Below are 12,190 nucleotides of genomic sequence, written 5' to 3' on the forward strand. Positions count from 1 at the left end.
TCAGGCCGCGACGGTGGCCTCCACGGGCCAGGTGAACTCGCCTACGCCGCCGTCCGGGACATCGACCTCGGCGAGTGGCGTCACCGGATCCCGCCAGACCGTGTACGGGCCGGCCGGGAGACTGTCGATGACGACACTCCACATGACCCCGCCCCGGACATAGCGGGCGCGCACCGCGGCGTGCGTCCGTGTTCCCGGGTCGTCGATCGGGCTGACCTCGATCTCGTGGCCGTGCAACCGGCCCGGCGTGTGGATGAGCAGCGCGCCGACGCCGTTGCCGATGTTCAGGACGACTGTGCCCTGCCCGCTCGGCGCCATCGTGTGGTGCGTGTGTGAGTGGCTCATGGGTTGTTGAACCCGTCGAACGGAGTGCCGAGGAAGGGGAACTTCTTGAGCAGGCCGGCGCTGGAGTTCTTGATGCTCAGGCCCTGCTCGACCAGACCCGCGGCGGCGTCCGGCTTGAACTTCTCGTCGACCAACGCGAAGGTGACCCCCGCCACCGCCTTGATCGAGATGGAGACCACGTCGTCCTCGATGCGGCGCCCGTTCGGGAAGCCGGCCAGGTCGCCGTCGAGGATGCCGAACTTCTTCGGCTCCTTCACCGGCGGGATCGCGGTGTTCAGGCGCAGCATGTCGGCCTTGACGTCGCCGGTGGCGTTCTGGAAGCCCTTGATCAGCCCGTCCGGGATGCCGGTGAGCAGGATCGCGACCAGGTCGGCGCGCGGCGTCTTGGCCTTGTTGAGCTTGTCGAGGTTGTTGAACAGGCCCGGGTAGAGCACCGGCAGCAGCCCGGCGAGCTCGGGCTGTTCGACGAACCCGGCGAACCGCTTGTCCTCCTTCGGCTCCAGGCTGTTGAACAGGTCCTTCTGGGCCATCGGGATGACGACCTCGTTGACCAGCGGGTTGCCCAGCCGGGAGACCTGCACCTGGGGGCCGACCTCGACGTCGGCGTTCTTCTTGTCGCCCTGGCGGACCTGCACCTGGCGGCGGCTCGCCGACGTCCAGACGCCGATGACCGCGCCCGGGTCGCTGGCCTTGACCTTCTTCTTGCCGTCGCGGCGCACCATGTGCAGCGGCACCTGGATGGCGATCGAGTGCACGTTCAGCTTGTCGACGGCGTTCACCGCCTTGCCGGCGTAGTTGAACAGGCTCTGACCGACCAGGTGTTTGTCCTGGAACGGGCGCAGCGTGCCGAGGTCGAAGATCGAGCCGAGGTCGACGAAGAACGCGTCGGCGCGCTGGCCGGCGAACACCTTCTCGCCGGTCTTGAGCTTGGCGACCGCGTCGGCGGCGAGCTTCTCGTAGTTCGGGATCGAGATCTTGCCGACGTTGCAGGGCGGGCAGGGCAGCTTCGAGTGCAGCACCGTGCTCTTGCCGTGCGCGTCGACCTTGGTGACCGAGAAGAACTGCCGCCGGTTCCAGTTCGCGTCGTCGAGCGACTTGATCTGGCCGGTGTTGTAGAGGAACGTTTTGTCGTTACGCAACTCGGTGCGGAACCGGAACTGGTAGGTCACGTCCGGTCGCGCGTCACCGTTGGCGTCGATGTGGATCTCGTACAGGACGTCGTCACCGAACTCGAAGAAGTTCGGGCCGCTCGCCGGAAGCTGCATCGGAACGTAGTTCGCGATGATCGTCACAGTGTCCGGGTCGTCCGGGCTGACGAAGGCGTAAAGGTCGGACGAGTCCGCGACCGGGTCCTTGCTGATTTCCGGAGCTTCACGATGCGAAGACATTTAGAAAAGCTCCCTTCAGGCCTTTGCGGCTTTGACGAGTTCGGCGGCGAGCTTCTTGTTCGTGACGGTCTTTTTCGAACCGCCCTTGAAAATGTCGATGGTGCCTTTGCCCGCGTCCCGCACGGAGATCACCAGGGGCTGGCCGTCGTCCTTCGCCTCGGTCTCACCTGCGAGGCTCAGCCCCGCGACACCGGCGACGGAGACGCCCACACCGGCCGTCGCGGCGATGGCGAGAACCCTGCGGCGGTTGAGGCGGGAGTCCGCCGGGCCGCGGTAACGAACACGACTCATGGTCGGCCTTTCGTCATTCTCTTCAGGAACGGGTTTGCAGCGTCGACGCTCATCAGTACGAGGACCGAACCTGGGAGGTTCAAAGGTTTTCTCGCCTCTTTCTCAGGAAAGTCCCAACAACCGCCCACAGCAGCGCCCCGCCCCCCAGAAGCACGGCACCCATCAAGATCTGGTGACCCAGCGTGGCCTGCGTATCCTCACTCACAGTGGCTATCGCCCGGGTCTGCCCGGTCGCGTCGGAAGTTTCCGCCGGCGCCGCCACCGGTTCCGCCGACTTCTCCGTCGTCTCCGCGATGTCCGGCTTCTTGGACGTGGCCGCCGTCACAGCCGGCTTCACGGCCGCCTTCACCGCCGGCTTCTTCGCGGCGGGCGCGGCGTCGAACGCCAGATCCGAACAGGAGTAGTAGGTGTCGACCGTGCTCGACGTCTGCCAGACGATGTAGAGGATCTGCCGCCCGGTCCGGTCCGAGGGCAGCTTCACGCTCATCTGATAGGCGCCACCGCGCAGCGGCGGGTCCTTGATCTCGGCCAGCTTGCCGCCGAGATCATCCCAGCTGAGCTGCCGAGTGGGGTCGAACCCCTGTTTCGTCAGATAGATCCGGAAGCTGCCGGCGTGCGGCAGTGTCGCCCGATACTTGATCTTCAGGGTCTCCCCCGCACTCACCGCCGTCGACGGAAAATCGTCCCGCGCGACGTCCAGGCCCTTGAAGTTCGTCAGGCCGCCACTGCACAGCTCCCCGTCCGGCACGAACTTCCGGTCGTCCCCGTTGACGTTGGGAACCCGCAGGTTGTCGAACGTCCCGAACGGCCCGCCGTTGGCCTTGAGCGCCGCTTTGCAGGCCGCCGTGCCGGTGGCGGTCCCACCTCCGGCCGCGCAGGCGGCGCTGCGGCTGATCGGGGTGGTGGGTGCACCGTGCGCGAACGCGGGTAAGGCGGTAATCAGCGGCGCCAGTGCCGCGACGGCGGCAGCGGCGGCGAGTCGGCGGATCATGGGCGTACTCCCGGTGGCGAGACAGCGGGGCCCGGGCCGGCTCCGCACGGGGAAGTACGCAGATGCCCGGTCAGCCGTTCACCTTTGAAGCCGGTGTGATTGCATGGCTGGGTTCCAACCGAACCGGAGGAGAAACATGGAAAAGCCCGAGATCGGCCCGATCCAGGGCGAGCCGCCCGCCGACCTGGTGATCGAGGACATCACCGTCGGCGACGGTCCGGAGGCCACCGCCGGCCAGCTCGTGACCGTGCACTACGTGGGCGTCTCGCACTCGAACGGCGTCCAGTTCGACGCCTCGTGGGACCGCGGTGAGGCGTTCGACTTCCCGCTCGGTGCCGGCCAGGTGATCGGCGGGTGGGACCAGGGCGTACAGGGCATGAAGGTCGGCGGCCGCCGCAAGCTGACCATCCCGCCGCACCTGGGCTACGGCGCCCGTGGCGCCGGCGGCGTCATCAAGCCCAACGAGACGTTGATCTTCATCGTTGACCTGCTCGGCGTGAAGTAGGCAGCTCCGCGCGGGGGCAGAGGGAGGCGGCCCGCCTCCCTCTGCCCCGCATCAACGGAACAACCGCAGGTCGATCGACTCGGCCATGGCGCGCTGCCCGGCCACGTTGGGATGCAGGTGGTCGGCCTGATAGGCGGGCAAGACCTGAGACGGGTTCGCCGGATCGCGGAGCGCCGCGTCGAAGTCGGCCACCCCGTCGAACTCACCCGCCGTGCGCACCCAGGCGTTGACCGCCTGCCGAGTCGCCTCCTGCGCCGGCCCGAAACACCCGGCCGCGCACCCGTAGGGCGTGATCGTCGCACCGATCACCCGAATCCCCGCCCGGTGCGCGCGCTGCGCGATCGTCCGCAGCCCGGCGATCAGGTCCTCGGCCGCCGCGTTGTAGCCGATGTCGTTGATCCCGTCGGCCAGGATCAGGTAGCGCACCCCGGTCTGCCGCCGCACGTCGGCCTTCTCCCGCTTCAACCCCGAGACGCTGGTGCCGGCTCCACAGCAGTCGGTCCGATCGGTGAGCACCTGATTGCCACCGATCCCCTGATTGAGCACGCCGAACCGTCCCCCGAGCCGCCCGGCAAGCACATCGGTCCACCGATCGTTGCCGTTCCAGGTGGTGTAGGCCCCGTCGGTGATCGAATCCCCGAGCGCCACGATGCTCCCCCGCACCCCCCGACCGGCCTCGACATCGACCCCGGCAAGCCAGAACCAGCTATTGACGTACGACGTGAAGCCCGCCCCCGCTCCCCCGGCCAGATTCCCCGCGCCGACGAATTGCGTGCCCTGAGCCGCATCGTGCCCGGTGATCGCCGCCGCGTCGGCGCCCGCGGTCACATAGACGTCCACCGCGAGGTCCTGCCCGTACGCCACACTCAGGTCGACCGGATCACTGACCGCGGCCGCCCCCATCTTGACCGTGACCCCGGCCCGCCCCCGGAACGTGACCCGCCGGGCCGTCCCCGCCACAAGCTCGGCCGACCCCGAGGCAACCGCCCGCGCAACCCCCACCGCGCCGAACGTCACATCGGCCGCCCCGAACGCGTTGGACAGCCGAATCCGCACCGTCTCCCCACCCACCGTCGGGTGCACGATCATCCGCAGCGTCTGCCGAGCGAACGTCGGCCCCACCTCCCGCTGCGGACTACTGGCCCAGGCCCCCACCCAGCGCCCGCCCCCCTTCCCCGCGCCCGAATCAGCCGCCGCGCTCATCCCTCCCGGCCCGGCGGCCGCGGCGGCGGAGTTGGGCAGCAAACTGAGAGCGACAGCCACGGCGAGCCCCCAGCCGACCGCCCGACGACGCGGCCTCACGACCGCAGATCCATCAACATCGATATATTGCGCATGGCCCGATCGTCGTCGAACCGCTTCGACGAGGCAAGACCCAAGCGCCCACTTCCCACCTGACGCCCGATCTCGCGCCGCCGGTCCCGGCGCGCCTGACCCGACAGGGCGGATTCCGCGCAACATCACTGAAAGAGGGCCTCGGCCCGATTCAAGGCCCCATCTTCCTTGAGAACCGCCCTCGATGCGGCGCGGAAGCCCGACACCGCCACGACCGCGGGACGAGACGCCGACCGCCGTCGCACCCGCACCGCACCGCAGTAACGGCGCACTGGACAGGGCTCGCCGAGCCGGAAATGTCATACCGAAATAACCCGGGACGCCTAACCAACCGCCCGTGGAACGGCCCGGCCCCGCCCCAGCCGCCCGGCCCGGCCCGGCCCCAGCGGCCCGGCCCCGCCCCAGCCGCCCGGCAGCGGGACAGAGCAGCTGGGCGGGGCAGCGGGGCAGGGCGGCGGGCGGCTAGCGGCTGGTGGGGCGGGGGCGGCAGACGAGCGGGGTGGGACGGGCCGGCACAGGGTGGTCCTGCGTCGGCCCGTCCTCCTCACCCCCGGTGCGTTGCTCGAAACGGTTGTCCTCTCCCGGTTCGAGCGGCTCCCCGATCGGTGTCACCGCACCCCCTTGAGGGCGGCGCAGCTCTTCTCCTCGGGGAGCAGTGGGCGGAAGGTGATCGACCACTTCGCGCCGCCGGCGGTCCACGGGGTGCTCGTGGTGGCGGTCTTCGCGCTGGTCAGCACCTTCGCGGTGGCGGGGCCGGTGACGTCGACGCAGCCGATGCCGAGGCCGGGGTTCATTTCCGGGCCGGGCAGGGTGGGGCCGGGCCACGCGATCTCGGGGCTCTTCGGCTCCTCGCCCTGGGGGTCCACGTAGGAGCGGACCAGGGCGGCGACGGAGTCGGGCACGTAGGCGACCGGGGCGGCGACACCGGGGGCGCCGGACAGCGACTCCAGAGTTTTGACGTAGGCGGCGAGTTTGTTGCGGGCGGTGCGCTGGGCGGTTGTCAGATTCGGGTCGCTGGCCTGGGCCTCGCTGAGGGCTACCACGCTCACCGACTGGTCGCCGGCGACGACCCGGGTGGAGGGGGCGTCGGCGATGTTGGGGCTGCCGAAGTCGGCCCCGTTGCGTACACCCGCCTCTTGGCCCTTTTTGACCAGGTCTTGCACCATCTCCGGGGTGAGCATCTGCTCCAGCAGGTTGGGCAGCGCCGGGCCGGGATAGATGGCGGTGGTCGGACCTTCGGAGATCATGCGGCCGTCGGCGTAGATGCTGACGGCGGGGAGCCGGCCCAGGTTGTGCTCGGGCGGCACGAAACCGCCGAACGACTCGACGCGAAGCACGAGGCCCTGGGGATAGGGGGCGGCGCTGCTGTCGCGGGCGTCCGGCGAGGCCGCCGCGCTGTTGCCGGCGGTCTGGGCGCAGGCGCTGATCAGCAGCAGGGGAACGGCTGCGGCGAGGATGGTGCCGCGGAGACGAGTCATGCCCTGTTCGACGATTCAGGTCCCGAGCCGGTTCCGGCCGCGATCACGATTTCGGTCGAAAAGGTGGCTGCCGCCGAAGCAGGCCCCGAACGCGCCGGGGAGGAAATAGGGTGGCCGGCCGCCGCGGGGGACGGGGCCGGCCACCCGTTCTTCGGGGGAGGCGGGGAAAGCTATTTGACCGAACCGAGGGAGAGGCCCTGAACGAGCTTGTCCTGGGCGGCGAAACCGGCGATCAGCACCGGCAGGGAGACGACGAAGGCGGCCGCGCACAGCTGGGCGAGGAACAGCCCCTGGCTGGTGACGAAGCTGGTGAGGAACACCGGTGCGGTCTCGGCGACGGTGGCGGTGAGCACCCGGGCGAAGAGCAGCTCGTTCCAGCTGAAGATGAAGCAGATCAGTGCGGTGGCGGCGATCCCGGGCATGACCACCGGCGCGATCACCGAGCGCAGCGTCTTGGTGAGCCCGGCACCGTCGACCGCGGCGGCCTCGAGCATCTCGACCGGCACCTCGGAGAGGAACGAGCGCATCATCCACACCGCGATCGGCAGGTTCATCGAGGTGTAGAAGACGATCAGCAGCCAGATGTTGTCGAGCAGGCCGGCGCTCTGGGCGAACAGGTAGAGCGGGAGCAGGCCGGCGACGACCGGCAGCATCTTGGTGGAGAGGAAGAAGAACAGTACGTCGCTCCACTTGCGCACCGGCTTGATGCTCAACGCGTACGCGGCCGGGATGGCGAGCAGCAGCACGAGCAGGGTGGACAGGACGCTGGCGGTGAGCGAGTTCAGCAGCGGCGGCCACGGGGAGGCGCCGCCGGAGAAGAACTCGCGGTAGCCGTCGAGGGTGAGCGGCGCGAGCACGGACGGCGGGTTGGTGGCGGCGTTCTCCTCGGAGTGCAGGGAGGTCAGCACCATCCACACCACCGGCAGCACGAACAGGACGCCGACCACCCAGGCGAGCAGGCTGAGCCAGACGTTCGCCCCGTCCCGGCGTTTACGAACCGGGCGGCCCCGCGAGTCGCGGGTCGCGGGGACGGGAGCGGTGTCGGTGACGGAGCTCATCGGCCGGCCTCCTGCTTGAACAGCGACGAGACGGTACGCAGGGCGAACGTCGCGATGATGATCGTGCCGAGGACCACGATGACGGCGGCCGCGGAGGCTCGTCCGTAGTCGTGGGCCTGGTAGAAGATCTGGTAGATGGTGTACGGCAGGTTCGCCGTGCCCAGGCCGCCGGACGTGATGGTGAAGACCGCGTCGAAGTTCTGCACGATGTAGATCGACCCGAGCAGCGCACCCAGTTCGAGGTACTGGCGCAGGTGCGGCAGGGTCATGCTGCGGAAGATCTGCCAGCTGTTGGCCCCGTCGATGCGGGCCGCCTCGATCACGTCGAGCGGGCGTCCCTGCAGGCCGGCGAGCAGGATCAACATCATGAACGGCGTCCACTGCCAGACCAGGGCGAAGATGACCGCCCACAGCGGCATGTTGCTGATCCAGTCGGGTTGCGGCGGATTGTCCGCGCCGAACAGCCCCCAGAGCCAGGTCAGCGCACCGTTGAAAAGGCCGTACTCGGGGTTGTAGAGCGCGTGCTTCCAGATCAGCGCGGCGGCGACCGGCACCACCAGGAACGGCGCGATCATCATGGTGCGCACCGCCCCACGCCCGCGGAACTTGCGATCGAGCAGAAGAGCAATACCCAGACCCAGAAGCAGACTGATGAGTACGACCCCGGCGGTGAGCAGGATCGTCGTCCAGACCGCGTCCCGCATGTTGACGTCGGTGAAGACCCGTTTGAAGTTGTCGAACCCGGCGAACCCGACCTCGTCGGGGTAGTAGGCGTTCCAGTCCATGAACGAGATGACCAGGGTGGCCACGAACGGCAGCTGGGTCACGATGATCATGAAGATGAGGGCGGGCAGCAGGGGCGCTCGACGGGCCCAGGCGGAGACCCGGCGCACCGCTCCGGACGGTGGCGGCTCGGCGGTGTCGACGCTCGGTTTCTCGGCGACTGATGTCATTTCGCCTCCTCGCGGGACCGGTAGCGCTCGGCGACGTCCTCGGCCAGGCGTTGACCGCGGTCGAGGGCCTCGTCGACGCTCATCTGCCCGGCTATCGCCGAGCTGACATATTGCGACACCTGGGTGCCGAGGTCGGTGAACTCCGGTATGTCGATGAACTGGATGCCGATCGCGGGCCGGGGCTGCACGCCCGGGTCACGCGGGTCGGCGCCGGAGATGGCCTTCTCGGTCGGCTCGGCGAAGGCCGACGCGACCTGGAGATATTCCGGGTTCCGATAGGTGGAGGCGCGTTTGCCGGCCGGGACGCTGGACCAGCCCACCTGCTGGCCGACCAGTTCCTCGTACTGCCGGGAGGACGCCCAGGAGATGAACTTCCAGGCGTTGTCCTTCTTCGAGCTGGCCTGCTGGATGCTCCAGGACCACGCGTACAGCCAGCCTGAGCTGCGGGTCTTGTCGACCGGGGCGGCGACGTAACCGATCTTGCCCTTGACCGGGGACTTGTCGGCCTCCAGCGAACCGGCGGCACTCGTGGCGTCGTACCACATCGCGGTGTTGCCCTGGATGAGGTTGTTCAGGCACTCGGTGAACCCGGCCTGCGGCGCGCCGTTCTCCCCGTGCGCCCGGACCAGGTCCACGTAGAACTTGGTGGCGGCGGTGAACTCCGGGCTGTTGACCCTGGGGGTCCAGTCCCGCTCGAACCACGTGCCGCCGAAGGTGTTCACGACGGTGGTGAGCGGCGCGAAGATCTGCCCCCAGCCGGGCTGGCCGCGCAGGCAGATGCCGCGCATGCCGGGCTGCTTGCCGTCGACCTGGGCGGCGATGTCGGCGACCTGCTGCCAGGTGGGGTTCGCCGGCATCCGCAGACCGGCCTGGTCGAGCACGTCCTTGCGGTACATCAGGAAGGACGACTCGCCGTAGAAGGGCTCGCCGTAGAGCTTGCCGTCGTCGGCGGTCAGCGACTGGGTCATCGGCGGCAGGATGTCGGCCTGGTCGAACCCGGTGTCGGCCTGGACGTAGGCGTCGAGCGGGGCGATCCACTTCGACTTCGCGTAGATCGGGATCTCGAAGTTGCTCAGCGAGGCCACGTCGTACTGGCCGGCCTGGCTGGAGAACTCCTGGCTGATCTTGTCGCGGACGTCGTTCTCGGGCAGCACGGTGAAGTTCACGTGGATGCCGGTGGTCTTGGTGAAGTTGTCCTCGGTGAGCCGCTGCAGGTCGATCATCTGCGGGTTGTTCACCATCAGCACGTTGATGGTGTCCGGACCGCCGCCGTCGGGGCCGCCGCCCCAGCCCGCACATCCGGCAAGGGTTGCGGTCAGGGCGATGGCCAGCCCGGATCGGATGTGCACGCGAGACATTGAGCCTCCCCATCGAGGCGCTGTGTGACGCCGGTAACACAACGGACCTCAGTAGATGCCTGAGGTCACGCAATGTCAACCGGTCGTCACGCAGGGAGGCGCCGACTTCCGATCGTCCTACCTCGACACCCGGGCCTGGTTGCCCAGTACCTCCACCACGTCGCCCGGATGAAGCTGCCGGCCGCGGCGGGTGTCGACCTCCCCGTTCACCGTCACGTCGCCGGAGGCGATCAGGACCTTGCCCTCGCCGCCGGTGTCGATGAGATCGGCAAGCTTGAGGAATTGTCCGAGTCTGATCATGTCGCCGTCGATCTCCACGTCACGCATCAGGTCATCATCGCCGACAAGTTTCCCAAAGATGTTCGTGGGTGGTTGAACCATCCGCGTGCCGGATCCGAACTACCCCTCGTGAGGCACTTCTCGATGGCCCGCCGAGCGGGCGTTCCCGCGGCTGCCGTGGTGATCGGCGCTCTTGTCGCCGCTCCCGCGTTCGCCGACGTGACGGTCTCCCCCACGACCGCCGCGCAGGGCAGTGGGGAGAACCTGACCTTCCATGTGACCAATACCGGCACCGCGCCGGTGCAGACGATCGCGGTCCAGCTCCCGAACGACACGGCCATCGCCGAGATGTACCCGCTGTCGGTCGACGACTGGGCGCCGAAGATCGAGATGAAGCCGCTCGCGACGCCGCTCGCCACGATCCACGGCGGCACCCCGGCGACCGAGGCGGCCCACTCGATCACGTGGCTCGCCATGCCCGGCCGGCAGCTCGCCCCGGGCGGGTCGGCGGACCTGTCCATCGCCATCGGGCCGCTGCCGACCCTGAGCTCGATGGCGTTCACGGTCGCCACGACGTACGCCGACGGCAAGGCCGGTCCGACGATGCCGGCCCAGATCTCGCTGACGCCGGCGGTCGAGGGGCAGACGGCGACGCACGCCCACGGCGGCACCGTGACGGACACGACCGACGCCTCCGGCGACGACGCCGAGGCGGCCGTGTTCGCGGACGCGGTGGCCGACGCGACGCGCGGGCCCTCGATCTGGGCGATCGGCGGCTGGGTGGTGGCCGGTCTGGCCCTGCTCGGCAGCGCGATCCTCGTGGTGCGCAGCCGGCACCGCGCCGGCGACGACGACGAACCGGACGACGAGGACGAGTCGAAGCCCGCCACGGCCGAGGTCAAGGACGCCGAGGTCAAGGACGCCGAGGCCGAGGTCGTCAAGGAACCGGTCAGCGCCAGCAAGTGGAGCCTGCGCTCCTAGAAAGACTCCCGCGCGTGGTGGATGCGGGATGGGTCGTGATGATGCGCGTGGGGCGCGGAACACGACCGGCGGGTGGGGCCAAATGGGCATGGCCCGCGACTCGCGGTCGCCGGGGTGGACGGGGTTCGGCCCGTCCGCCCCGGCGCACAACTCGTTCCGGACACCTCGGCGCCGGACCGCTAGACGGAGACCGTCCGCGGCGAACGAAGCGCGTCGACGATCTCCTGCTGCACCCGGTCGGACTCGTCGTGCGGGACCTGGCAGGTGCCGGCGGCGATGTGCCCACCGCCGCCGTAACGCAGCATGACCTCGCCGATGTCGACCGGCGAGGTGCGGTCGAGGATCGACTTGCCGCAGGCGAACACGGTGTTGAGCTTCGCCCGGCCCCAGATGACGTGCACCGACACGCGTGACTCCGGGAACAGGGCGTAGATCATGAACCGGTTGCCGGCGTGGATGACCTCTTCGTCGCGCAGGTCGACGATCACCACGTCGCCCTCCAGGTGGCTCACCCGTTTCAGCTGCTCCACGAACAGGTCGTACTGGGAGCGGAACAGGTCGGCCCGCTCGGCCACGTCGGGCAGCGCCAGGATCTCGTCGACGTGCGGGATCTCCAGGCAGGCGTCGATCAGCTGCATCATCAGCTGGTAGTTGGAGATCCGGAAGTCGCGGAAGCGGCCCAGGCCGGTGCGGCTGTCCATCAGGAAGTTCAGCAGCGTCCAGCCCTCGGGGTGCAGCACGTCGTCGAGCGAGTACTGGGCCGAGTCGGCCTGGTCGACCGCGAGCATCAGGTCGTCGGAGATCTTCGGGAAGCGCTCCTTGCCGCCGAAGTGCTCGTAGATCACCCGGGCCGCCGAGGGCGCGTCGGCGTCGATCACGTGGTTCTCGAGGTTGCCCTCGTTGCGCATGGTCTCCGAGTGGTGATGGTCGAACACCATGTAGGCGCCGGGAGCGTACGGAAGGTTGGTCAGGATGTCGTTCTGGGTGACTTCGACCTCGCCGTCCTGAACGTCCTTCGGATGGACGAACTTGATCTCGTCGATCATGTCCAGGTGGCGAAGCAGCACGGCGCAGACCAAGCCGTCGAAATCGCTCCGGGTCACGAGCCGGTACTTCACGAGGCCCCCTCAAAATAAAGCTTTACTCCAGTTTGCCACTTTTGTCGCGGTGGGCCTGCTCGCATCGAGGGATGAGTCTGAACTACCGGCCCGGACCCTGCGTAAGGTTT

At 68.6% G+C, this 12,190-nt stretch carries 13 protein-coding genes; 2 read left to right on the forward strand and 11 right to left on the reverse strand.

Annotation, left to right across the window (positions count from 1 at the left end):
- From Afe05nite_RS31565 to Afe05nite_RS31580, 4 genes are all read right to left on the reverse strand, one after another.
- On the reverse strand, positions 1-345 hold the full coding sequence (locus Afe05nite_RS31565; protein ID WP_203820913.1) for a phospholipase: 345 nt from the start codon (positions 343-345) through the stop codon (positions 1-3).
- Positions 342-1,733, reverse strand: coding sequence for a DUF4331 domain-containing protein (locus Afe05nite_RS31570; RefSeq protein ID WP_203820914.1), 1,392 nt, complete (start codon positions 1,731-1,733; stop codon positions 342-344). Before Afe05nite_RS31570 ends, Afe05nite_RS31565 begins: the two co-directional genes overlap by 4 nt.
- Before the next feature lie 15 nt (positions 1,734-1,748).
- Entirely contained in the window at positions 1,749-1,943 is a 195-nt protein-coding gene (locus Afe05nite_RS31575) for a hypothetical protein (protein WP_239118325.1), read from the reverse strand.
- Between the two features lie 160 nt (positions 1,944-2,103).
- Complete coding sequence (locus Afe05nite_RS31580; protein ID WP_203820916.1) at positions 2,104-3,015, reverse strand: lytic polysaccharide monooxygenase; 912 nt, start codon at positions 3,013-3,015, stop codon at positions 2,104-2,106.
- 136 nt (positions 3,016-3,151) lie between these two features.
- Here Afe05nite_RS31580 and Afe05nite_RS31585 point away from each other — a divergent pair, with 136 nt between their 5' ends.
- On the forward strand, positions 3,152-3,520 hold the full coding sequence (locus Afe05nite_RS31585) for an FKBP-type peptidyl-prolyl cis-trans isomerase (RefSeq protein WP_203820917.1): 369 nt from the start codon (positions 3,152-3,154) through the stop codon (positions 3,518-3,520).
- A 51-nt stretch (positions 3,521-3,571) separates the two neighbouring features.
- On the opposite strand, the gene Afe05nite_RS31590 is transcribed toward Afe05nite_RS31585, so the two are convergent.
- The 6 genes from Afe05nite_RS31590 to Afe05nite_RS31615 form a co-directional block, all read right to left on the reverse strand.
- Positions 3,572-4,642, reverse strand: coding sequence for an SGNH/GDSL hydrolase family protein (locus tag Afe05nite_RS31590; RefSeq protein WP_239118326.1), 1,071 nt, complete (start codon positions 4,640-4,642; stop codon positions 3,572-3,574).
- An 821-nt stretch (positions 4,643-5,463) separates the two neighbouring features.
- Entirely contained in the window at positions 5,464-6,333 is an 870-nt protein-coding gene (locus Afe05nite_RS31595) for a hypothetical protein (RefSeq protein ID WP_203820918.1), read from the reverse strand.
- A gap of 170 nt (positions 6,334-6,503) precedes the next feature.
- Positions 6,504-7,391 carry a carbohydrate ABC transporter permease gene (locus tag Afe05nite_RS31600; RefSeq protein WP_203820919.1) on the reverse strand — a complete coding sequence of 296 codons (888 nt, stop codon included), beginning with the start codon at positions 7,389-7,391 and terminating at the stop codon, positions 6,504-6,506.
- Entirely contained in the window at positions 7,388-8,344 is a 957-nt protein-coding gene (locus Afe05nite_RS31605; RefSeq protein WP_203820920.1) for a carbohydrate ABC transporter permease, read from the reverse strand. Before Afe05nite_RS31605 ends, Afe05nite_RS31600 begins: the two co-directional genes overlap by 4 nt.
- Positions 8,341-9,702, reverse strand: coding sequence for an ABC transporter substrate-binding protein (locus Afe05nite_RS31610; protein WP_203820921.1), 1,362 nt, complete (start codon positions 9,700-9,702; stop codon positions 8,341-8,343). The genes Afe05nite_RS31605 and Afe05nite_RS31610 overlap by 4 nt, the downstream gene beginning before the upstream one ends.
- A 117-nt stretch (positions 9,703-9,819) precedes the next feature.
- Complete coding sequence (locus Afe05nite_RS31615) at positions 9,820-10,029, reverse strand: RNA-binding S4 domain-containing protein (protein ID WP_203820922.1); 210 nt, start codon at positions 10,027-10,029, stop codon at positions 9,820-9,822.
- A gap of 96 nt (positions 10,030-10,125) precedes the next feature.
- Here Afe05nite_RS31615 and Afe05nite_RS31620 point away from each other — a divergent pair, with 96 nt between their 5' ends.
- A complete protein-coding gene (locus Afe05nite_RS31620; RefSeq protein WP_203820923.1) occupies positions 10,126-10,962 on the forward strand; it encodes a DUF1775 domain-containing protein in 837 nt (278 codons plus the stop codon).
- Between the two features lie 179 nt (positions 10,963-11,141).
- On the opposite strand, the gene Afe05nite_RS31625 is transcribed toward Afe05nite_RS31620, so the two are convergent.
- Positions 11,142-12,080 (reverse strand): exopolyphosphatase, encoded by a 939-nt coding sequence (locus Afe05nite_RS31625; RefSeq protein WP_203820924.1) that lies wholly within the window; start codon positions 12,078-12,080, stop codon positions 11,142-11,144.
- Positions 12,081-12,190 lie beyond the last annotated feature (110 nt).

The organism is Paractinoplanes ferrugineus (assembly GCF_016862195.1).
Taxonomy (GTDB): Bacteria; Actinomycetota; Actinomycetes; order Mycobacteriales; family Micromonosporaceae; genus Actinoplanes; species Actinoplanes ferrugineus.

Excerpts from the sequence above, each read along its gene's own strand:
- Afe05nite_RS31565 (WP_203820913.1), bottom strand. The coding sequence starts at position 345 with ATGAGCCACTCACACACGCACCACACGATGGCGCCGAGCGGGCAGGGC.
- Afe05nite_RS31570 (WP_203820914.1), bottom strand. The coding sequence starts at position 1,733 with ATGTCTTCGCATCGTGAAGCTCCGGAAATCAGCAAGGACCCGGTCGCG.
- Afe05nite_RS31580 (WP_203820916.1), bottom strand. The coding sequence starts at position 3,015 with ATGATCCGCCGACTCGCCGCCGCTGCCGCCGTCGCGGCACTGGCGCCG.
- Afe05nite_RS31585 (WP_203820917.1), top strand. The coding sequence starts at position 3,152 with ATGGAAAAGCCCGAGATCGGCCCGATCCAGGGCGAGCCGCCCGCCGAC.
- Afe05nite_RS31595 (WP_203820918.1), bottom strand. The coding sequence starts at position 6,333 with ATGACTCGTCTCCGCGGCACCATCCTCGCCGCAGCCGTTCCCCTGCTG.
- Afe05nite_RS31600 (WP_203820919.1), bottom strand. The coding sequence starts at position 7,391 with ATGAGCTCCGTCACCGACACCGCTCCCGTCCCCGCGACCCGCGACTCG.
- Afe05nite_RS31605 (WP_203820920.1), bottom strand. The coding sequence starts at position 8,344 with ATGACATCAGTCGCCGAGAAACCGAGCGTCGACACCGCCGAGCCGCCA.
- Afe05nite_RS31610 (WP_203820921.1), bottom strand. The coding sequence starts at position 9,702 with ATGTCTCGCGTGCACATCCGATCCGGGCTGGCCATCGCCCTGACCGCA.
- Afe05nite_RS31615 (WP_203820922.1), bottom strand. The coding sequence starts at position 10,029 with ATGCGTGACGTGGAGATCGACGGCGACATGATCAGACTCGGACAATTC.
- Afe05nite_RS31620 (WP_203820923.1), top strand. The coding sequence starts at position 10,126 with ATGGCCCGCCGAGCGGGCGTTCCCGCGGCTGCCGTGGTGATCGGCGCT.